13 protein-coding genes and 1 pseudogene are annotated in these 19,743 nt (G+C 73.4%); 6 read left to right on the forward strand and 8 right to left on the reverse strand.

What is annotated here, in order from left to right; translation table 11 throughout:
* The 6 genes and pseudogenes from E1264_RS24010 to E1264_RS24030 all read right to left on the reverse strand — a co-directional run.
* Window positions 1-970, reverse strand: a pseudogene (locus E1264_RS24010) (ABC transporter ATP-binding protein); the annotation flags it as partial.
* Window positions 967-2,739 (reverse strand): ABC transporter ATP-binding protein, encoded by a 1,773-nt coding sequence (locus tag E1264_RS24015; protein WP_132177218.1) that lies wholly within the window; start codon window positions 2,737-2,739, stop codon window positions 967-969. The gene E1264_RS24015 and the pseudogene E1264_RS24010, both read right to left, overlap by 4 nt.
* Before the next feature lie 143 nt (window positions 2,740-2,882).
* Window positions 2,883-3,038, reverse strand: a complete 156-nt coding sequence (locus E1264_RS43615; protein ID WP_165964340.1) for a VenA family class IV lanthipeptide — start codon at window positions 3,036-3,038, stop codon at window positions 2,883-2,885.
* Window positions 3,039-3,042: 4 nt separating this feature from the next.
* On the reverse strand, window positions 3,043-4,887 hold the full coding sequence (locus E1264_RS24020) for an alpha/beta fold hydrolase (RefSeq protein WP_132177220.1): 1,845 nt from the start codon (window positions 4,885-4,887) through the stop codon (window positions 3,043-3,045).
* On the reverse strand, window positions 4,884-7,640 hold the full coding sequence (lanL, locus tag E1264_RS24025) for a class IV lanthionine synthetase LanL (RefSeq protein WP_132177222.1): 2,757 nt from the start codon (window positions 7,638-7,640) through the stop codon (window positions 4,884-4,886). The genes E1264_RS24020 and lanL overlap by 4 nt, the downstream gene beginning before the upstream one ends.
* A gap of 396 nt (window positions 7,641-8,036) precedes the next feature.
* Entirely contained in the window at window positions 8,037-9,221 is a 1,185-nt protein-coding gene (locus E1264_RS24030) for an epoxide hydrolase family protein (protein ID WP_132177224.1), read from the reverse strand.
* Window positions 9,222-9,533: 312 nt separating this feature from the next.
* Between E1264_RS24030 and E1264_RS24035 the strand changes: the two genes are divergently transcribed.
* Complete coding sequence (locus E1264_RS24035) at window positions 9,534-10,805, forward strand: S8 family peptidase (protein WP_165964341.1); 1,272 nt, start codon at window positions 9,534-9,536, stop codon at window positions 10,803-10,805.
* Window positions 10,806-10,898: 93 nt separating this feature from the next.
* Window positions 10,899-11,936, forward strand: coding sequence for a hypothetical protein (locus E1264_RS24040; protein ID WP_207936117.1), 1,038 nt, complete (start codon window positions 10,899-10,901; stop codon window positions 11,934-11,936).
* Between the two features lie 100 nt (window positions 11,937-12,036).
* Here E1264_RS24040 and E1264_RS24045 read toward each other — a convergent pair whose 3' ends face one another.
* A complete protein-coding gene (locus tag E1264_RS24045) occupies window positions 12,037-13,857 on the reverse strand; it encodes a polysaccharide deacetylase family protein (RefSeq protein ID WP_132177230.1) in 1,821 nt (606 codons plus the stop codon).
* A gap of 500 nt (window positions 13,858-14,357) precedes the next feature.
* On the opposite strand from E1264_RS24045, the gene E1264_RS24050 reads away from it, so the two are divergent.
* From E1264_RS24050 to E1264_RS24060, 3 genes are all read left to right on the forward strand, one after another.
* Window positions 14,358-15,605 (forward strand): glycosyltransferase family 2 protein, encoded by a 1,248-nt coding sequence (locus E1264_RS24050; RefSeq protein WP_132177232.1) that lies wholly within the window; start codon window positions 14,358-14,360, stop codon window positions 15,603-15,605.
* A gap of 200 nt (window positions 15,606-15,805) precedes the next feature.
* The gene (wecB, locus tag E1264_RS24055) at window positions 15,806-16,942 is read left to right on the forward strand and encodes a UDP-N-acetylglucosamine 2-epimerase (non-hydrolyzing) (RefSeq protein WP_207936118.1); all 1,137 of its coding nucleotides are present in this window, start codon (window positions 15,806-15,808) and stop codon (window positions 16,940-16,942) included.
* 22 nt (window positions 16,943-16,964) lie between these two features.
* Window positions 16,965-17,636, forward strand: a complete 672-nt coding sequence (locus E1264_RS24060) for a family 16 glycoside hydrolase (protein ID WP_132177234.1) — start codon at window positions 16,965-16,967, stop codon at window positions 17,634-17,636.
* Between the two features lie 12 nt (window positions 17,637-17,648).
* On the opposite strand, the gene E1264_RS24065 is transcribed toward E1264_RS24060, so the two are convergent.
* Entirely contained in the window at window positions 17,649-18,821 is a 1,173-nt protein-coding gene (locus tag E1264_RS24065; protein WP_132177236.1) for a DUF6461 domain-containing protein, read from the reverse strand.
* A gap of 182 nt (window positions 18,822-19,003) precedes the next feature.
* Here E1264_RS24065 and E1264_RS24070 point away from each other — a divergent pair, with 182 nt between their 5' ends.
* On the forward strand, window positions 19,004-19,717 hold the full coding sequence (locus tag E1264_RS24070; RefSeq protein WP_132177238.1) for a TetR/AcrR family transcriptional regulator C-terminal domain-containing protein: 714 nt from the start codon (window positions 19,004-19,006) through the stop codon (window positions 19,715-19,717).
* Window positions 19,718-19,743: the final 26 nt, after the last annotated feature.

Genomic DNA, 19,743 nt, shown 5'->3' on the forward strand with positions numbered 1-19,743 from the left:
GGCCGGTGGTGCGGACCTCGGCGGCGCAGACCTCGGAGAGCCTGCCGAGGACGACGGCGAGGCTGAGCAGCAGCGTCCCTCCCGCGTCGACGAGGACGGTGATGCCCGGTTGCAACCCGGTGACCAGGTAGGCGACCGCGCCCGCGATCTCCCCCGCCGTGAACCCCTGGTGCTCCGTCAGGTAGGGGGACAGCAGGAGCAGCGCGAGCAGCGGAACGTGCACCCCGAACGCCAGCACGGGGATGCGGACCAGGCGCGTCCGGGCGTAGGCGCGCAGGGCCCGTGCCTGGGCGTCGACGACCCGCCCGACCGTGGAGAGCGCGCGGTCCTCGGCGGCGCAGGCGACGACGTCGCGGACGCCGTGCACGACCACCGCCGCCGCCTCGCCGATCTCCTCGGCCCGCACCACGACCGCCCGGTACCGCCGGACCTGGACCCCGACGAACGCGACGAAGATCCCCAGCCCGAGCGCGACCGAGACGGCGGCCACCAGCGCCAGGCGCGGGGAGAGCAGGGCCAGCCCGGCGAGCGCGGCGACACCGGCCGACAGCAGCTGCCGGACGTTGCGCAGCGCCGACCCGAGCAGCGCCCGGACGGCCTCGGCCTGCTCGGTGACCTGGGAGACCCCGGCGCCCGCCATGCCGGACGACGCCCCCCGGCGCAGGACCGCGGTCACGACCTCCTCCACCAGGGAGTCGCGGAGCGGCTCGACGGTCGCGGCGAGCCACGGGTAGATCCGTCCCGTCGCAACGGCGCCGACCACGTACAGGGCGGCGAGGGCCGCCAGCCAGGCCAGGCCGGAGAGCGGACGGCCCGCGAGGAAGCCGTGGTCGATGGCGCGGGCCAGGAGCAGCCCGGAGGCGAACGCCGGGACGGCCTCGACCGCCGACCACGCGGCGAGCCGCCGCATCGCCGCCCACTGCCCCCGGACGTGCCGGTGCAGGAGGCGCGCGGCAGGCACCGCCGTCATGTGCCTGCCGCTTCCCGTGCGGTGGTCGGACGGGTCGCGAACACGGCGCGGTAGCCGGGGTCCGGCCAGAGCTCGGCGTGGGGCGCCAGCACGCGGATCCGGCCCGCGTCGAGCCACGCGACGAGGTCGGCGCGGGCGGCCGTGGCCGGGCGGCGGGCCACGACGAGGCTGGTCCGTCCGGCCAGGACGCGCCGCAGCGCCTGGGTGACCTTCAGCTCCGTGGCGGTGTCGAGGCTGCTGGTGGCGTCGTCGAGGACGACGATCCTGGCGTCGCTGAGAGCGGCCCTGGCCAGGCCGAGCCGCTGCAGCTCGCCGCCGGAGAAGGGCGCGCGGTCGAGCGGGGTGTCGTACCCGTCGGGGAGCGCCCGGATGAAATCGTCGGCCGCCGCCGCCCGCGCGGCGCGGCGGACCTCGGCGCGTGTCGCGCCGGGACGGGCATAGGCGATCGTGTCGTGCACCGTGGCGCCGAGCAGCGCGGGGCGCTCGAAGGCATAGGTGACGGCGTGCCGCAACCGTGGGAGCGGAAGATCGGTCACGGGCACGCCGTCGAGCTCGACGACCCCGTCGTCGGGGTCGAGGAGCCGTCCTATGGCCGACACGAGCAGGCTCTTCCCCGTCCCGGACGCGCCGACGACGGCGACGATGGCGCCGGGCGGGACGTCCAGGTCGAGGCCGTCGAGCACGGCCCGGCCCCCGGCCCGGACGGTGACCCGCCGCAGCCGGAGCCGTCCCGGGCCGTCCGGGAACGGCGCCGGGTGGGCCGGCGGCCGCACCGCTGGGACGGCCGCCAGCACCTCGCCGACCCGGCCCGCGCCGACCTGGCAGTTGAGCAGCGCGACGAAGGTGTCGAAAAGGGACGCCGACGCGACGGCCATCGCGGCATAGGACACGCTCGCCACGAGCTGGCCGGGGGTGACGTCGCCCGTGGACAGGCGCATTCCGGCGACGCCGACCACCAGGACCTGGGTGAGGGGCGCGAGGAGCGCGAGGCGGCGGCTGACCCGGCCCTGCACCGCCCAGGTCTCCTCGCCCGCCCGGCGCAGTCCGGGAAGCGGCGCGAGGATCCGCCGGACCTCGGTGGCGGCGGTGCCGCTCGCCTGGATCGTCCGGATGCCCTGCCGGGCGTCCAGCAGCCGGGTCGCGATCGCCGCCTGGCCGGCCTGGTAACGCGCGAACGGCTCGGTCGCCTGGGCGACGAACAGGCGCAGCACCACGATCAGCGGCGCCGCGCCCGCCGCGAACGCCACGGCGAGCCACCAGTCGATCAGGGCGAGGGCGGTCACGGCGCCCACCGTGGTCGCCAGCGCCGCCGCCGCCGTCACCGCGAGGACGGGGAACGCCGAAGGCCCGGACGCGCTCTCGGTGAGCCGGGACAGCACGTCGCCGGTGGGGAAGCGCCTCCGGCCCTGCGGCCCCAGCGCGAGTACCCGCGCGAGCAGCCGGTGCCGGAGCCAGACGGTGATGTGGCTGCCGCAGTAGGCGCCGACGACGTCCTCCGCCGCGTCGGCGAGGAGCGCGATGCCCAGGGTGACGGCGAGCTGCGCCGTGGCGGCGCCCAGATTCTCCTGGGTGTGGGCGGCGTCGACGGCCCTGGCCAGCATCACCGGCGTGGCCAGCATCGCCGCGACGCGGATCGCCGTGAGCACCGACAGCAGCGCCATCCGCACCCGGAAGCGGCGGACGGCCTCGCGCAGCAGCCGCCGTCCACCGGCGCGCAGGACGGCGGACGCGCCCGCACCGGCGGCGAGGGCTGTCGGTTTCCGGGCCACCTCGTCCTCTCTGTTCCGTTCGCGCGGCGTCTTCTAGACTCGTGTGTGGGTCCGGTCACGGACCGGCATCAGCCGGTCCGTGACCGGGGTTCTGCGGGCCGGGGTCTCTCAGGGGTCCCGGGTTCCGCATGGGGTGCGCAGGACTATGCGCAAGAGATGCCGACGCACACGGTGTTGAGCAGCGTCAGCAGGCCGACGCACGCGCACGTGCCACCGAGCTGGATCCCCTCGATCTCGATGGGGTCCGACTCGGGCAGCTCCTGAAGAGCGGCAACGAGGTCACCGTCGAACGTGTCCATGACTTCACCTCCTTTCCTTTCCGGTGGCGTAGGTCCGCTCCGCCGTGAGGCAGAAGCGGACCACCGCTTCGCGCAGGACCGCGGGCCATGCCTGGACGACGCCGTGATGGTCGTCGTCGACCTCCAGGTAGACGAAGTCGGCTCCTTCGGTCCTGCCGAGTTCGAGGAGGCGCCGCCGCAGCGCCCGGGACTGCCCGACCGGGACGACCTCGTCCCGGGTGCCGTGGGCGATCAGCAGCGGCGCGGTGATCGACGCGCACGCCCGCAGGACGTCGCGCCCGGACACCGGTTCGCCGGTCGCGCACCGGCTCAGCCGCGCGACGCGCTCGCGGACCGCGCCGGGCGCGGCGGCCCGCAGGCCGTCCGCCGAGGTGAAGGGCGCGAGCGCCGCGCAGCCCGACCACAGCTCCGGCGACCGGCAGGCCGCGAGGAGGGCGAGGTAGGCGCCGTAGCTTCCGCCGAGCAGGATCGGGCGGGGCAGCCCCGCGGCGTCGCGGTCACGGCTGATGGCGTTCGCCAGATGGATGACGTCGTCCAGGTCGGGGCCGCCCCAGTCGCCGATGACCGGCCGCAGGTGCCGTTCGCCGTAGCCGGTGCTGCCCCGGTAGTTGGGCGCGACGACGGCCGCGCCGGCGGCGGCCAGGTGCTGGAACAGCGGCTCGAACTCGAACCGCCAGGCGGACAGGGGGCCGCCGTGCAGGGCCAGCACCAGGCGCGGCCGCTTCAGGTCGCCGTAGACGATCGTCTCGATCGGCCCCGCCGCCCCGGGCAGCTCCATCAGCTCGGCCCGCCGCCAGCCACCGCTCCCGCCTCCGGCTCCGGGGGCGTCCGGGGCCAGTGACCAGGTGGGTCGCGCCGGGGCCGGGACGGTCGCCAGGGTGGGCGGGCGGTGCGGAGCGGCGAACCGCACATGGATCCGGCCGTCGTCCGCCCACCGGGCGGGCCCCCAGACCATCCCGCGCGGGCCGGGGACGGGCGTGAGCCGGTCCGCCACCGGGCTGTACACGGCGAGCCGCGCCACCGCGCCGTGGATCTCCCTGACGAGCAGGCGCGCGCCGGTGGTGTCGAAGGCCAGCGGCGTCCGGAGCCGGGGCGGCCGGTTGAGCGTCTCGGGGAACCGGACGGGGCCGCCGTCCGGGAACCGCAGCCCGATCTGCTCGGTCCCCGGCTGCTGGACGCCCGGCGCCGTGGTCGTGACGGCCAGGACGCCCGAGCGGCGGCTGCACGCCGCGATGCGGTCGGTCGAGGTGCCGGACACCGACCAGATCCGGCGCCAGGCGCGCTCGCGCAGGTCGACGATGATGCCGTCGGTGCGCTGGCCCGGTGCGGTGTGGTCGAGGGCGAGGGTGCGGCCGCCGTCCACCCAGACGCCTCCGGCGAGCACCCCGGGGATCCGCAGGACCGTCTTGAGGCCGGACGCGGTCAGCTGCCAGATCCGGGAGGTGCGGGCGTCCTCGACGGTGACGAGCAGGACCGACCGCCCCGGTCCGGGCCCGGCGAGCAGGAACCCGCCGAGCATGGACGGGACCGGCCAGGTCCGGGTGACCTGGAGCCCGGGCCCGGCCGGTCCCACCGCGAGCACGGTTCCGTGCCCGGCGGGTACCCCGTGGGCGTCCGTCGCAGGCCGGACGACGAGGACGCGGCCGTCGTCCAGCGGCAGCGCGCCGCACCCCCGGTCGACCGCCGAACGGGCGGCGGCGGCGGGGCGGTCGAGCGCGCGGCTGGTCGGCGCGGGACACGCCAGGTCCCATCGTTCGAGGGTGACGTCGTCGTCGACGGCGCTCAGGCACGCGGCCCACCGGCCGCCCGCCGAGAACGCGAACCCGAACCGGCTCGGCACGGCCTTCATGACGGCCGCCCCGAACCGGCCGCCGCGGTCGCGTCCACACGGATGGAGGTGTCGGCCGTCCACAGGCGGGGGGCGCCGTGCAGCAGCCGGAGCAGGAAGGCCAAAATGCCGCTCATGCCGTCGCCCCAGGTCACCGAGACCTGGCCGAACTCGTCGGGGAACGCGATGTGCCCGTCGCGGTGCGCGCGGTTCGCGACGACGATCTCGGCGAGCCGCCAGGCGGCGTCGTGGTGGCGGTCGGCGCCGGTGAGCGCCGCCATGTCGAGCAGGAAGTCGCCGTTGCCGGACAGCCCGTGGCACTGGCCGAGCGGCGCGCGCCAGCGGTGCTCCATGACCGCGCGCGCGGAGCGCTCGGCGCAGTGGACGAACCGTTCGTCGCCCGTCGCGCCGCCCAGACGGGCGAGGAACGCGCCGATCCCCGCGGCGCCGTGGCACCAGTAGGGCGCCGTCGGCGCGTCGCCCGGACCGGCGCCCCACATCGCCGACCGTTCGGCGGCGTCCGCCGTGTCCAGCAGGTTCTCCCCGGCGGTGACGGCGAGGTTCCGGTAGTCGTCGCGGCCGGTCGCCTCGGCGCAGGCGATCAGGAAGTACCCGACCCCGGCGATGCCGTGCGCGAACCCGTGGTACCGCTTCCCGGCGAGCTTGGACGCGTGCTGGGCGGGCGTGCTCCAGCCGAGCCCCTCCGGCCCCTGCTCGGCGCCCGCGACCAGCGCGTCGGCGGCCGCGACGGCCCGGCGGGCGTACTGCTCGTGCCCGGTGCGGGCCCACAGGTGGAGGGCGGTCAGGCCGAGGCCCGCCGTCCCGTGGGTGACGTCGGGGCCGGGCGCGGCGAGGGGCAGCCGGTCGGCGACGGCCAGCGCGCCGCCGACCAGGCCGGCGTCGTCCAGCGCGAGCCCGGCGTCGAGGACGGCCCACGCGGCGCCGGCGGTCCCGAAGTACAGCCCGGCGGGACGCGGCGTGCCGTCGTCCAGCCGCGCGAGGATCCACCGGCTCGCGTCGGCGATCGCCTCCGGGAGGCCGGGGACGGGTGCGGCGGCGAGCTCGTGGCAGCGGACCAGCGCGCCCAGGACCCCGGCGGCGCCGTGCTGGACGCTGCACGGGTCGGGCGCTCCGTGCACGCAGGACGCGGGCCACAGGGCGCCGCCGTCCCCGCGCGTCATCGACGCCAGCAGGTACCCGACGATTCCGGTGACGGCCTGCCGGCTCTGCTCCCGCAGCCACTCCGGGCCGTCGTCGGGCGGCGGGACGTCCGGCGCGGCGACGGTCAGGGACGGCGCGAGCGCTTCGCGGGCCTGCTCCGGTGACCAGCGTTCGGCGGGGTCGTCGGCCATCAGCCCCAGGAGCAGGGCGGTCACGGAGGCGGGCGGCTTCAGGTCGCGGGTGCGGGCCCGCAGCCACTCCGCGAGCCGTTCCGTCCCTGGCCTCGTCGCGGGGCGCTCCTCCAGGAGGTAGGGCGGGCCGCCGGTGATCACATGGCAGAGCGTCGCGCCGAGGCCGAAGTAGTCGGCCGTAGGGTGCGGGGCGGCCCCGTCCAGTTGCTCGGGCGCGGCGTACCCGGGGGTGCCCGCGCGCAGCGGCGCCGGTTCGGGGTCTCCGGCGGTGACCGCCAGCTCCAGGTCGATGAGGACGGGCGTGCCGTCCGGCCGGACCATGACGTTGTTCGGGTTGAAGTCGCGCAGGACCAGCCCGGCGCCGTGCGCCTCGATCAGCAGCGCGGTCAGCCGGCGCGCCATCTCCAGCGCCCCGGGCAGGTGCGGCCCCCAGCCGCGGTCCGCGATGAGGTCGGCCGTCCATTGCCGCAGCGTCGTTCCCGGGATCATCTCCTGCGCCAGGAACAGGTGGCCGCTCTGGGTGAACAGCTCGACCGGGCGGGGCGCCAGCCCCAGGTGCTCGATCGCGGCGAGCGCCCGGGCCTCGGTGCGGAGGCGGTCGCGGACGTCCGCCCCGTTCTCGTCGGCGGCCACGTGCGGGCGCGCCTCCTTGATCACCACCGGGTCGCCGGTCCGGGTGTCGACCGCGCGGTACACGCCGCCCTTGTTGGTGTGGCGGATCGCCTCGCGGACGGCGAAACGCGTCCCGATCAGAATCTCACTCCTGCCGCCCGGGGGTTGACCGGCCGGTCGGTGCTCCGGGAAGGGACATTCTGCCCAGGAGGGAGGAAGGTATCTTCCGGTTCGGAGGTCTTCGACGGCATTGCCGTCGGGGTCGAGAATCATCCACGCGTAGAACCCGTCATTGGTGATCCGGCGATCTTCGACGAAGGCGCCGTACCGGTAATGGACGAGGCTTCCCGGGGCATAGGGCCGGTCGGACAGAATGCGCGGCCCGGCGAGGCCCTCCGTCGCCCGGTGCAATTCCAGGGCCAGCCGGACGGCTTCGTCATCGTTCCGCGGGTAGACGGTGATGAACTTGCCCGAATGGCCGCGGGAGGTGTTGCGCGCGTTGAGCGCCGCGACCTGGTCGTGGCTGGCGGCGAACTTGAAGGAGGAGCCCGCGGCCAGCAGCACCGCGAGCGAGCGGGCGAGCACCTCGGCGGCCGACGCCGGCGTGGCGGAGACATGGAGTTTCCAGCCCTGAGCAGGGCACTCTCCGCCCTCGGGTTCGACGTGGCACCACATGGCGCCGCGGCGCGCCGTCCAGCGCGCGGCGCCGGGGAGCGCGGCGAGCGCCCGGTCCAGGACCTCGGTCAGCCGGCCGTCCCCGGCGTCCGGGGAGGTCGCGCCGGAGAAGACGCTGAAATTGAATTCCGCCATGGTGGGTTGCCGCCTTCTTTCCGCTTCGTCCGGTTTTCCGGTCCGGCTCGCGGTGCGATCTCGTCCGTCTTTCCGATCTATCGCCTTCGATCATTAAATGTGCGCATTCGGCGAACGAGAACACCGTAGCCACGGAACCCCGTAGGCGCCAGCGGAGCTTCTCAACGGCCTTTTGCCGGAGCGATACAAGAGGCTTACCGAAGGAAGGAGATCGTGTGACGGCTGTGGCGGAAACGATGATCCAAATACCGTCGAAGTCCTGGAATGCGAGTAATGTCCGTCTCGGCCGGCTCATGAATCGGCATGGATTTTACCAATTTGACGCCGAATCGGTTTCGACGCCGGTCATGGCCGGAGCCCGCCACTCGGGCCGCTGGCGGGTCGCCGGGCGATGTGCTAAATGCCGGTCGCGAAGAGTGACCGGAAGGGGCGGAAGAAGGCCCGGAGTTCCTCGGCGTAGAGCTCGGGTTCCTCGAACGGCGCGAAGTGCCCGCCGCGCTCGGGCTCGGTCACGCGCACCACGTTCGCGGTCCGCTCGAGCCACGCCCGCGGGGGCCGGACGATGTCGCCGCGGAAGAGCGAGAACCCGGACGGCACCTCGACCCGCCGGGCGTGCTGGGCGGGCGGGATCTCGCCGTTCGCGTGGTACATGCGCATCGACGAGCCGATCGTGCCCGTGAGCCAGTAGAGCGTGACGTTCGTGAGGATCTCGTCCTTGGTGAAGCGCCGCTCGACGTCCCCGCCGCAGTCGCTCCACGCCCGGAGCTTCTCGACGATCCACGCGGCGAGCCCGGCCGGCGAGTCGGTGAGCCCGAACGCGGCGGTCTGCGGCTTCGTCCGGTGCACGGCCCCGTAGGCGCCCTCGGCGGCGCGCCAGTCCGCGACGGTCGCGAACCAGGCGCGCTCTTCGGGGGTGAGGCCCGCCGGGTCGCCGGTGAAGACGGGCAGGCCCCCGTCCATGCGATGGACGGCCACGACCCGGTCCGGGTGGTCGAGCGCGAGGTAGCGGCTCACATGGCTGCCGAGGTCCCCGCCCGCCGCGCCGAACCGCTCGTAGCCGAGGACGCCCATCAGCTCGGCCCACAGCCCGGCCACGGCGATGGAGTCGAGCGGCCGTCCGGCGGGACGGTCGGAGTACCCGTAACCGGGAATGTCGGGGACGACCACGTCGAACGCGTCGGCGGGGTCGGCGCCGTGCGCGCCCGGATCGGTGAGCAGCGGGATGACCTTCGCGTAGCGCCAGAACGAGTCCGGCCAGCCGTGGCTGAGGACCAGCGGCAGGACCGGCCCCGCCGGTGCGGCGGCGCGGGCGTGCACGAAGTGGATCCCCAGGCCGCCGCCGAGCCGGACGCGGAAGCGGGGAAGCCGGGCGAGCGACGCCTCCTGCGCGTGCCAGTCGAACCCGTCCGCCCAGTAGGCGGCGAGTTCGCGGAGGTAGGCGAGGTCGGTTCCGAGCGACCAGCCGGCGTCCTCGGGCGCGTCCGGCCAGCGCGTCGCGCGGAGCCGCGCACGGAGGTCCTCAAGCGCCGAAGGCTCGGTCTCCGGCGTGAACGGCTCCGGCCGATGCACCGTGTCCGACATGGTCCTCACCCTACGCGCGCGCCACCGCACCGCCGATCAGGGGGCCGAGGGCCCAGGACCGAGGGCCCAGGACCGAGGGCCGGGCGCCGCCACCGGAGTTCGGGCTCCCGGTGCATATGAGTTCGCCGCTAAATGATCTTCTTCTGCGGCCCGGAAATGGTCGCTGAGCACCGGAGGCGCGGGGAACTGACGGAAGAAGCTCCCCTTTTAGTCAATCTTGTCGGATTGTTCGCCCTTTGCCCAAAACCTAGTGTTATGGCCCGGCGGCCCGGCTCCCGGCCGCCGCGCCACGGTCAACGGAGGCGAACGAGAATGGAAACGGCCAGGAAGAACCCGAAACGCACCGGGACCCGCCACCCGGTCCTGATCATGGTCACCGCGCTGCTGAGCGCCGCCGGCGCCGGTGTGCTCGCCGCCCCGGCGGGCGCCGCCGAGGGCGCCGTGCTCAACGCGGACGCGCCCGGCACCGTCGACGGCCAGTACATCGTCGCCCTGAAGGGCACGACGTCCCTCGCGCCCGGAGCCGACGCTCCGGTGGCCGCCGAGGCGAACGTTCTGACGCGCCGTTATGGCGGCTCCGTGCAGGGCGTCTTCAGCGCCGTGCTGCGCGGTTTCGCCGCCGACATGACCGCCGGGCAGGCCCGGCGGCTGGCGGCCGATCCGGCGGTGCGGTACGTGCAGAAGTCGGTGATGGTCCGCACGGCCGGGGGCGGCACGCAGCCCAATCCCCCGAGCTGGGGCACGGACCGCGTCGACGGCAAGCAGGACCGCGCCTACAACTACCCGGGCACCGGAACCGGCGTCAGCGTCTACGTCCTGGACACCGGAGTCCGGATCAGCCACCGGACGTTCGAGGGCAGGGCGGTCGACGGCTACGACTTCGTCGACAAGGACACCACCGCGCAGGACTGCCACGGCCACGGCACGCACGTCGCGGGCACCGCGGGCGGCGAGGAGTACGGCGTGGCCAAGGACGCCAAGATCGTCGCGGTGCGGGTCCTGGACTGCGACGGCTACTCCCCCGACCGGCTGGCCATCCAGGGTCTGGAGTGGGTGGCGAAGAACGCGCAGAAGCCCGCCGTGGGCAACATGAGCATCGCCTCCGACCCGCCCGCCCCCGAGCCGCAGGCGTTCCGCGAGGCGACCAGAGGCGCGATCCGCGCGGGCATCCAGTTCGCGATCGCCGCCGGCAACGATTCCCGGAACGGCTGCGACGCGCCCGGCGACGTGTCCGAGGCCGTCACGCTCGGATCGACGGACCAGGGCGACTGGGTGTCCTTCTTCTCCAACTACGGCCGCTGCCTCGACCTCTTCGCACCCGGCGGCGACATCATCTCGGCGGACGCCTGGTCCGACACCGGCTCGACGGTGCTGGGCGGCACGTCGATGGCGACGCCGCACGCGGCCGGCGCGCTCGCGCTCTACCTGGAGAAGCACCCGGACGCGACGCCGCTGGAGGCACGGAACGCGGTGGTCAGCGCGGCGCAGCGCGGCGTCATCTCCAACCCCGGTACCGGCTCGCCCAACCTCCTGCTGAACGTCACCGCGCTGGGAACGGCGGCAACGGCGGCCGGGCATCCCTAGCGCACCGGCCCTGTCGCATTCCGGCCAAGGTTCGGCCTTCGCTCGCACCGCGTCGCCGGTTCGGCTGGAATGGGGCGGGTGAGGAGCCGGGGAGTGCGGGCGGCGGCGCCGCTCGTCGCCGCCGCCGTCGCCGTGTCCGCGGTCGCCTCGTGCTCGTCGGCCGGTGATGGGGGGCCTGGTGAGCGTCCGGTGAATCCCTCGAAGGCACGGCAGCACGGGATCGCCCTGCCTTCCTGGGACGCCGACGACTACGCCGGTCCGCAGGCGGGCGCCTACGTCGCGTCGATCGCCGCTGCGGGCGCGTCCTGGATCCAGCTCAACCCGACCTGGTACCAGCGGACGCCGCGGGACGGCGAGATGCGCCGCACGCAGCAGACGGCCAGCGACGCCAGCGTGCGCCACATCGCCCGGCTTGCGCGGCGGGCCGGGCTGCGCGTCCTGCTGAAACCGCATGTGGACCTGCCCGGCGACGAGGACCGCGCCGCCATCAGGCCACGGGACGCGGACCGCTGGTACGCCGCCTACTCCCGCTTCATCGGGCACTACGCCGACCTGGCGCGGGAGACCGGCGCGGACGCGCTGTCGGTCGGCACCGAGCTCGCCGCGCTGTCGGGCGACCGGGGCCCCTGGCTGGCCGTCGTCCGGACGGTGCGCGCGAGATTCCACGGGACGCTCGTCTACGCCGCCAACTACGACGAGTACGAGCGGGTCGCGTTCTGGGACGCCCTCGACCTGATCGGGATCGACGCCTACTGGCCGCTGGCGAGCCGTCCGACCACCGACGTCGCCGTACTGCGGCGCGCGTGGGAGCCGATCCTGCGGCGGGTGGGGCGCTTCTCCGCGAGCCGGGGACGTCCCGTCCTGTTCACCGAGGCCGGGTACGTGAGCCAGCGCGGGTCCACGACCGAGCCGTGGGCCTGGGCCATCAGCCGGGTGAACGGGGCCGCGGAGCAGGCCGCCGCCTACGAGGCCCTCCTCGCGAGCTGCACCGGCCGGTCGTGGTGGGCGGGCGTCCACTGGTGGATGTGGGACGACTGGCCCGGCGCGGCCGAAACCCCGCCGGACCTGTCGTACTCGCCGCACGGGAAGCCCGCGGAGCGGATCCTCCGGCGCTGGTGGCGGCCCGGGTGACGCCGAGCGCGCCACCGGAGGCGCGCCCCGGCCGTCACCGGTCGCGTCCCGGCTCGTCACCTGTGACGTCCGGTCGGGGCACCGGAGGATCCGCCGCCCCTTACGGGACCAGGCTCGCCGGGTCGACGAAGGTGTAGCCGAGGTCCCGGATGCCGGTCACGATCTCCGTGAGCGGGCCCGTCCCGAAGTACGGGTGGTAGAAGGTGCTCGCGAAGCCGTCGCGGACCACGAGGTTGTAGCGGGCCGCGCGGATGATGTCGGCGGGGAGCCGCTGCGCGTGGTTGTTCTGCGCCTCGGGTTCGTAGTTCCCGAGGTTCTCCGGCAGGACGGTCGCGCCGCCGACGTCACGGACCGGGTACGGGAAGTACTGGCCGATGTAGCGCTGCCCGTCGATGGGGGCGCCGGAGAGCTGGCCCGCGAAGTACAGGCTGCGCTCCAGGCGGGCGCCGTAGGACTGCTCGACGGCCTCGTAGGTCAGGGCGGAACCCGCGTAGTGCGGGGTCGTCCAGATGTTGGGCACGGGCAGCCCGGCCGGCTCGTAGAGGGCCTTGCCCGTGGTGACCCGCTGGGACGCCCAGGCCAGGGAGTCCTCCGGCACGGGTCCGTCGAGGATGACGGAGTTGTTCGCGTCGATGTGGGAGCGGAAGAACTCGAAGTCGTCGCCGGTCACGCCGGTGTAGGGGTTCTGGACGTCCTGGTACTGGTGGGTGTAGCCGTGCGCGACGATCCGTCCGCCGTTGGCGGCCATGTACTTCAGCGCGTCGACGACCTGCGGCCGCTGGGCCAGGGTGATGGTCTCCGGGACGCCGTCGTTGTAGACGCCCTTGGGGTCGGTGTAGACGGGGATCACCTGGAACGCGTACGGGATGTTCTGCGAGGCCAGGTACTGGGCGATGGCCATCAGGTCGGCGGGGTCGCTCGCGGGGCTGATGTCCTCCAGGCGGAGGAGGGCGCGGTGCCGGGTGGGAGTCTCCGGTGCGAGCGCGTCGAAGAGCAGGTCGTGCCAGGCGATGAGCCGGTCGGTCTCGTTGGTGTAGGTGTACGGGATCTCGCCGAGGTAGGTCAGGTTCGCCGACTTGATCGCCCACGGGAAGGTCGTCACCGGCGTCGTGCTCGTGTCATGGGCCGTCGCGAGGGTGGTCACCGCGGCCGGGTCGGTGATGGCGGGACGCAGGATGCCGCCGTCGCCGCCCGCCGGGATGGTGCGGGTGAGCGGCTCGTTCTTGTAGTCGACGCGGGTCACGTTGCCGACCGGCTCGAAGGACGACCGGGTCGGGTCCCACCCGTACTTGCGGGTGAAGGCGGGCACGCCGACCTTGCCGGCGAGCGTCCAGATGTTGTCGTTCATCCACACGACGGGCTTGGCCGTGCCGGCCACGTCGGCGTAGAACGCGTCCGGGATGGCGTCGGGGACCGGACCGCCGTAGTAGGTGGAGCCGATGTAGATCGTGGCGGTGTGCTGCTCGACCTCGCCGGCGGCGTACTGCTGGACGGGCTTGGCCGTGACGGCGCCGAAGTGGCCCGCCAGGTTCGCGGTGGCCATCCCGTACAGCTCGCCGAGGAACCCGTACGGGCCGGCCGTGTCGTAGAGCACCAGAGCCGAGGCGTCGGCGGCCTTCCGCGGCCCCGTTGCGGAAGGCGGCCTGAGCCTGACTCCCTTGAGCGGGCGGATCACCGGCGGCTTCTGCCTCCGGAGCCGGTCGGCCGTCCGCTGGGCCCTGGCCCAGTCCTTCAGCTTCAGCGCGGACGCCGGGCGCCCGAGCGAGTGCGGCCCGGCGTGCCGCACGCCGGGGCCGGTAGCGGCGGTGTGGGCCGGCTGTGCGGGCTGGGCGGCCTGGGCGGTCGCCGTCCCGGGCACGGCCAGCGCGGCCACCACCGCGAGCAGGACCGCGCCTTTTCGGCTGCGCCATTTCATGGTCATGGAACTGCCTCCACGTCCTTAACGAAGAGTGAAAAACTCCGCACAACCGGCCGAATGCCGCACCACCGCCCGGATATTCGATGAGGCGTTGGCACGATCCGGCCGTTCCGCGGCTTTTCCATCTTCTCGACTTTGACAGGACTTTACTTCGAGGTACCGTTCCCAGTGAACACTTGACGAGTCCCGGAGTGGAACGGCACGGAGGGGCCCGCACCCGTGGAAGGGGAGCCACGGAGAAGCGGCCCTTCCGCTCTCAGGCATGCACGAAAACGGGGGTATATGGCGGTGTACATAAAGTCTTCCATCGGCGTCCTACTTGCCTTCACCGGCATCGTGGCGGCGCCTGATCAGACACCTGTCATGCAGGTGGCACGAATTTTCCTGCAGATAACCGGAATCGGTTTCGGGTTATACTGCGTGGCCGCTTTCGGCCTTTTCCTGGCCGGTGTGCGGATCCGCGCCGCGGCCGGTGTAAGGGCCAGGCGCCACAGGGAATGGCCATGATCGGCCAGCTCGCGGTGGCCGGCAGCCTTGCCATCATCGTATTGGCGGTCTCGTACAACAGCGGAATGTTCGTGCTGTCGCGGCGCCTGACACCGCATCCGCGCGAGACGGGAAGGGAGCGAACCTATGTCTTCATGCTCGCGTGCCTGAACGAGGAGAAAGTGATCGGCGAAAGCCTGGCACGCCTCGCCGGACTCCCGCTGGAGGACTTTCTGGTCCTCGTGGTGGACGACGCGTCCGACGATGGAACGGCCCAAATCGTCACCGCCGCGGCGGCGTCCGCACCGGGCCGAATCCACCTCTACCGGCGCAGATTTCCGGATGCCCGCAAAGGAAAAGGCGCGGCGCTCAACGCCGGACTCGAATGGCTGAGCGAAACCAACGTCCTGGACGGGCGCGATCCGCACGACGTCATCATTTGCGTGGTGGACGCCGACGGCCGCCTCGACCATCACGCGGCGGAACAGGTCGATCCATTCTTCAACGATCCGGGCATCGGTGCCGTCCAGGTGGGCGTACGCATGTACAACCGCAACATTCGTCTTCTCGCGCGGCTGCAGGACATGGAATTCGTCGTCTACGGGGAGATATTCCAGAACGCCCGGCGGCATCTCGGCAGCGTCGGGATGGGCGGAAACGGCCAGTTCATGCGGCTCGCCGCGCTGCGCTCGCTGCCCGGGAAGCCCTGGAGCGACTGCCTCACCGAGGACCTCGACCTCGGCGTCCGGCTGATCGCCGCCGGGTGGACGAACGCCTACTGCGGGACGGCCGCCGTCCACCAGCAGGCCGTGCTCACGCTCGGGCGGCTGCTCAGGCAGCGGTCCCGCTGGTTCCAAGGGCACATCCAGGCATCGCGCCTGACGCCGCTGATCCTGCACAAGATCGCGCCGCGGCCGGCGGCGGACCTGCTGTACCACCTGTCGAGCCCGGCGCTGCTGCTGCTCACCTCGCTGCTGCCGATCTCGTTCGCGCTGATGCTCGGCGACACGGCCGTCGCCTCGATCCGGACCGGGCACAGCGCCCTGTCCCTGTGGTGGCTGCCCTGGTTCTACGTCATGACCTTCGGCCTCGCGGCCGCCTACGCGTTCGTCTACCGCAAGCGTGAGCCGGTGAGCAGGCCGTACTCGCTGCTGCTCGGGCACCTCTACGTGATCTACGGCTACGTCTGGTTCGTCTCCGGCTGGTGGGCGCTCGGCCGCGTCCTCACCGGCAGGCACACCTGGTTCAAGACCGCACGGACCTGAAGACCGCACGGACCCGACGCACCCGACCGGCCTGACGCACCTGACAGGCCCGGCCGGACACCCGCCCCACCGCAAGCCCACCCCGACCTTCCGCCGCGCGGCGGCCGTCTCGCCGTCGCCCGGTCCGACCATGCCTGCGAGGAGCAGAGATGGCTGTTCTCCCTCAGCGTGATCCCGCCTGGAATCGGTCGGGGGGCGTCGTGACCGAGCCCCCGATCCGGGCCATGGTCGTGCTCGGCACCCGGCCCGAGGCGATCAAGCTGGCGCCCGTCGTCCGGGCGATGGACGCGTCCCCGCTCTGCGAGCCGCTCGTGGTGAGCACCGGCCAGCACCGCGAAATGCTCGCGCCGATGCTGGCGGCCCTGGACGTCAAGGCGCACACCGACCTCGCCGTGATGCGGGACCGGCAGCGGCTGTCCGGGCTCACCGGGAGGCTCGTCACCGCGCTCGACACCGTCCTGCGCGACGAGCGTCCCGACGTGGTGCTCGTCCAGGGCGACACGACCACCGCGCTGTGCGGCGCGCTCGCCGCGTCCTACGAGCAGATCCCCGTCGCGCACGTCGAGGCGGGGCTGCGGACCGGCAACCTGTACAACCCGTTCCCCGAGGAGCTGAACCGCCGGCTGATCGCGCGCATCGCCCGCTGGCACTTCGCGCCGACCGAGCGCGCCGCCGAGCACCTGCGCGCCGAGGGGATCGCGGGGCCGGGCGTCCAGACGACCGGGAACACCGTCATCGACAACCTCCACTGGATGCTCCGCCAGGACAGGGGCGAGGCGGCGTTCCGGACGACCGGCAAGCGGATCCTCGTGACCCTGCACCGCCGCGAGAACCAGGGCGGCGGGATGCGCGGCCTCGCGGGGGCCGTGCGCCGCCTCGCCGACCGGGGCGACTGCGAGGTGCTGCTGCCGCTGCACAAGAGCCCGGCGGTGCGCGAGGCCCTGCTCCCGGGCCTGTCCGGGCATCCCGGCATCACGATCTGCGAGCCGCTCGGCTACCCCGACTTCACCGCGACGCTGGCCGCGTGCGACCTCGTCCTCACCGACTCCGGCGGCGTCCAGGAGGAGGCGCCGAGCCTGGGCAAGCCGGTGCTGGTGCTGCGCTCCACCACCGAACGTCCCGAGGCGATCGACGCCGGGGTGGCGCGGCTCGTCGGTACCGACCCCGGCGAGGTCCACGCGGCGGCGTCCCTGCTGCTGGACGACCCCGCGGAACGCGACCGGATGGCCCGCGCGGTCAACCCGTTCGGCGACGGCCGCGCCGCCGAGCGGATCATGGACGCGCTGGTCCGCGACTGCCTCCGCCCCGATGCCCTGCGCCCCGCGGCACGGGACTGAGCCGTGCCGCATGATGGCAGCCATGTCGCCCTCCGCCACGCCCCGGGCCTTCCGCTGGTCACCGGCGCTCGCCCTGGCCGCCCTGCTCGCCGTCGCCGCCGTGACCGCCGTGCTCGACCGCGGCGGGGACCGGTTCGTCCGGTGGCGGGACGGCAGCGTCCACCACTCCTGGCGGGCGGTGTTCGACGGCCACGGCGTCAACGGCACCCGCGGCGGGGTGATCTCGCTGCGGCCGAAACCGGCCACCGACCCGGCGGAGACGCACGCGGGCCTCGTCGTGTCCCAGGCCCGGTACGGGCGCATGACCTTCCGGCTGCGCGCCCGCACCGTCGCCCAGCTGCGCGACCGGGCCCCCAACCCCTGGGAGGCGGCGTGGGTCGTCTGGGCCTACTCCGACGAGCACCACTTCTACTACTTCATCCTGAAGCCCACGGGCTGGGAGCTGGGCAAGCGCGATCCCGCCTACCGGGGAGGCCAGCGGTTCCTCGCCACCGGCGACCGCGCGTTCGCCATCGGCCGGTGGAACAGGGTCAGCGTCGTCCATGACGGCGCCACCATGAGCGTCCGGGTGGACGGGCGGCACGTGACCGAGTTCACCGACGCGGAACGTCCGTACACGTCGGGCTCCGTCGGCCTCTACACCGAGGACGCGGAGGTCGAGTTCCGCGACATCTCCGTCCAGCCCCGCGACTGAACCCGCAGGCCCCTAGGCGTCGCCGCGGAGGGTGCGCAGGACGGCGGCCTCCGCGGCGGGGTCGCGCAGCTCGGCGGGCCCGTCGGTGAGCGCGCTGAGCGCGACGCCGGCCGCGGCGTGCGGCTCGGGCCACAGCGCGGCGTTCAGCACGATGGTGAACCAGTGCCGCAGGGTCCCGGTGTTCTGCTCGTCGGCGTCCATCTCGACGGGAGCGATCGATTCGTCGGGCGGTCCACCGGCCTGGCGCGCCTGCCACAGCCAGGACCGGACGTGCGTGCCGAGCTCGGACTCGGGCGACACGGTGACCGGCTCGCCGCGCCCGGCCGCGGCGACCGCCTCCGCGAGGCCGGGCGTTGCGTCCAGGCCGAGGACGGAGGCCAGCCGCATCGTCTCGCGCGCGACGACCGCGCGGAGCACGTCCGGCGAGGCGGCCTGGATCGCCGCGATCATGGCCGGATCGGTGGGTCCGTAGGAGTGCGTGGGCGGCGCGTCGGTGAACCAGGGCGCGATCTCGGCGGAGGTCAGCTCCCCGGCCAGCGCGTCCGGATGCGGGACGGCGCCGGTGATCAGGCCCGCGAGCAGCAGCGCCGGGACGTAGGCGCTCGGCACGGCGCCGTCGTCGTGCTCGGGCCCGCCATCGCGGTCATCACCGCCATCGCCGTCATCGCCGTCTGCGTCGTCTGCGTCGTCTGCGTCGTCTTCGCCATCGATGTCCAGGTCCAGGCCCACCGCGCGCATCTGCCCGAGCAGCCGGTCGGGGTCGGTCCCCCATCGGTCGTCAGGCCAGGTCGGCTCGAATCCGGTGACGAGCGTGCCGTCGACGGCGTACCGGAAGGCGTGGTCGCCGTAGTCGTTCCGCGACACCGCCACCGCCTCGGTGCCCCGGGACAGCGCCGCCAGCGGCTCGTCGAGCGTCCCCCGGAAGCCGCTGGGCTCGATCAGCACCGTCCAGCCGCCCAGGTTCAGCGCGAACGCGTAACGCGTGTAGGCCGCCTCGAATGATCTGAGCGCCTCGTCCGCCTCTTCCAGAGTGCGGGGACGCATCGTGTCCGGCAGGCCGCCCAGCCGTGTCAGCGCCTCGGTCTCATCGACTCCCTTGACGAAGGTGAGGCAGAAGAGCTCGCCGAGCGGGCCGCTGCCGTCTCCGTCGATCCAGTCGACGCCGTCGTGCGTCACCTTGAGCATGGCTTCTCCGGGAGGGTCGTCGTTGGCATGGCCCGTCGATGATGGCAGCGTCCTGTGACATAGGACGGTAAATCCGCCGGACACTGGCAGCCGTTGCACAGCCGGGAGCAGGCAGACTTACCGTGTACGGGTAGAGGCTTACCGTGTACGGGGAGCGAGTTCGCCGGGAGGACGATCCATCCATGACCCTACGGACCGGCGCCGACGAGGTGGCCGAGCAGCCGCGCATCCCGCTGAGCCGCGGGCGGGTGCTGCGGGCGGCCGTGGCGCTCGCCGACCGCGACGGCCTCGGCGCGCTCACCATGCGCCGGCTCGCGCAGGAGGTCGGGGTCGAGGCGATGTCGCTGTACCACCACGTCGCCAACAAGGAGGCGGTCCTCGACGGCATCGTCGAGGTGGTCCTCGGCGAGGTCATGGCGGCGGTGGAGAGCGTCGAGGCGCCGCCCCCGGACCGGGACTGGCGGGCCGCGCTGCGCGCGCGGATCCTCGCCGCCCGGGACGTCTTCCTCCGCCACCCTTGGGCCCCGCAGGTCCTCGAAAGCCGCACCACCACGAGCCCGCTGGTCATCGCCTACTACGACCATGTCGTCGGGGTGCTGCGGGCGGGCGGGTTCTCCTACGACCTGGCCCATCGGACGCTGCACGTCCTGGGCAGCCGCGCCCTGGGCTTCACGCAGGAGCTGTTCACTCCCGGCGCCCCCCGGCCGGCCGAGGCGGCTGACGCCGGGACCGCCGAGATGGCCGACCGGTTCCCCCACCTCGCCGGGATGGTCGCGGCGGCCGTCCACGACGATCCGGACGGCACCCTGGGCTTCTGCGACGACCAGTTCGAGTTCGAGTTCGCCCTCGACCTGATCCTCGAAGGCCTCGAACGCCGCCGCGCCGCGGACCAGTAACCCCAGCCCCGACGCCCGGCCCAGCC

Origin of the sequence: Actinomadura sp. KC216, assembly GCF_004348535.1 — a bacterium.
Taxonomy (GTDB): Bacteria; Actinomycetota; Actinomycetes; order Streptosporangiales; family Streptosporangiaceae; genus Spirillospora.

Coding starts and splice junctions, on each gene's coding strand:
- E1264_RS24045 (WP_132177230.1), bottom strand. CDS start 13,857: ATGACCATGAAATGGCGCAGCCGAAAAGGCGCGGTCCTGCTCGCGGTG.
- lanL (WP_132177222.1), bottom strand. CDS start 7,640: ATGGCGGAATTCAATTTCAGCGTCTTCTCCGGCGCGACCTCCCCGGAC.
- E1264_RS43615 (WP_165964340.1), bottom strand. CDS start 3,038: ATGGACACGTTCGACGGTGACCTCGTTGCCGCTCTTCAGGAGCTGCCC.
- E1264_RS24060 (WP_132177234.1), top strand. CDS start 16,965: ATGTCGCCCTCCGCCACGCCCCGGGCCTTCCGCTGGTCACCGGCGCTC.
- E1264_RS24020 (WP_132177220.1), bottom strand. CDS start 4,887: ATGAAGGCCGTGCCGAGCCGGTTCGGGTTCGCGTTCTCGGCGGGCGGC.
- E1264_RS24050 (WP_132177232.1), top strand. CDS start 14,358: ATGATCGGCCAGCTCGCGGTGGCCGGCAGCCTTGCCATCATCGTATTG.
- E1264_RS24065 (WP_132177236.1), bottom strand. CDS start 18,821: ATGCTCAAGGTGACGCACGACGGCGTCGACTGGATCGACGGAGACGGC.
- E1264_RS24070 (WP_132177238.1), top strand. CDS start 19,004: ATGACCCTACGGACCGGCGCCGACGAGGTGGCCGAGCAGCCGCGCATC.
- E1264_RS24030 (WP_132177224.1), bottom strand. CDS start 9,221: ATGTCGGACACGGTGCATCGGCCGGAGCCGTTCACGCCGGAGACCGAG.
- E1264_RS24035 (WP_165964341.1), top strand. CDS start 9,534: ATGGAAACGGCCAGGAAGAACCCGAAACGCACCGGGACCCGCCACCCG.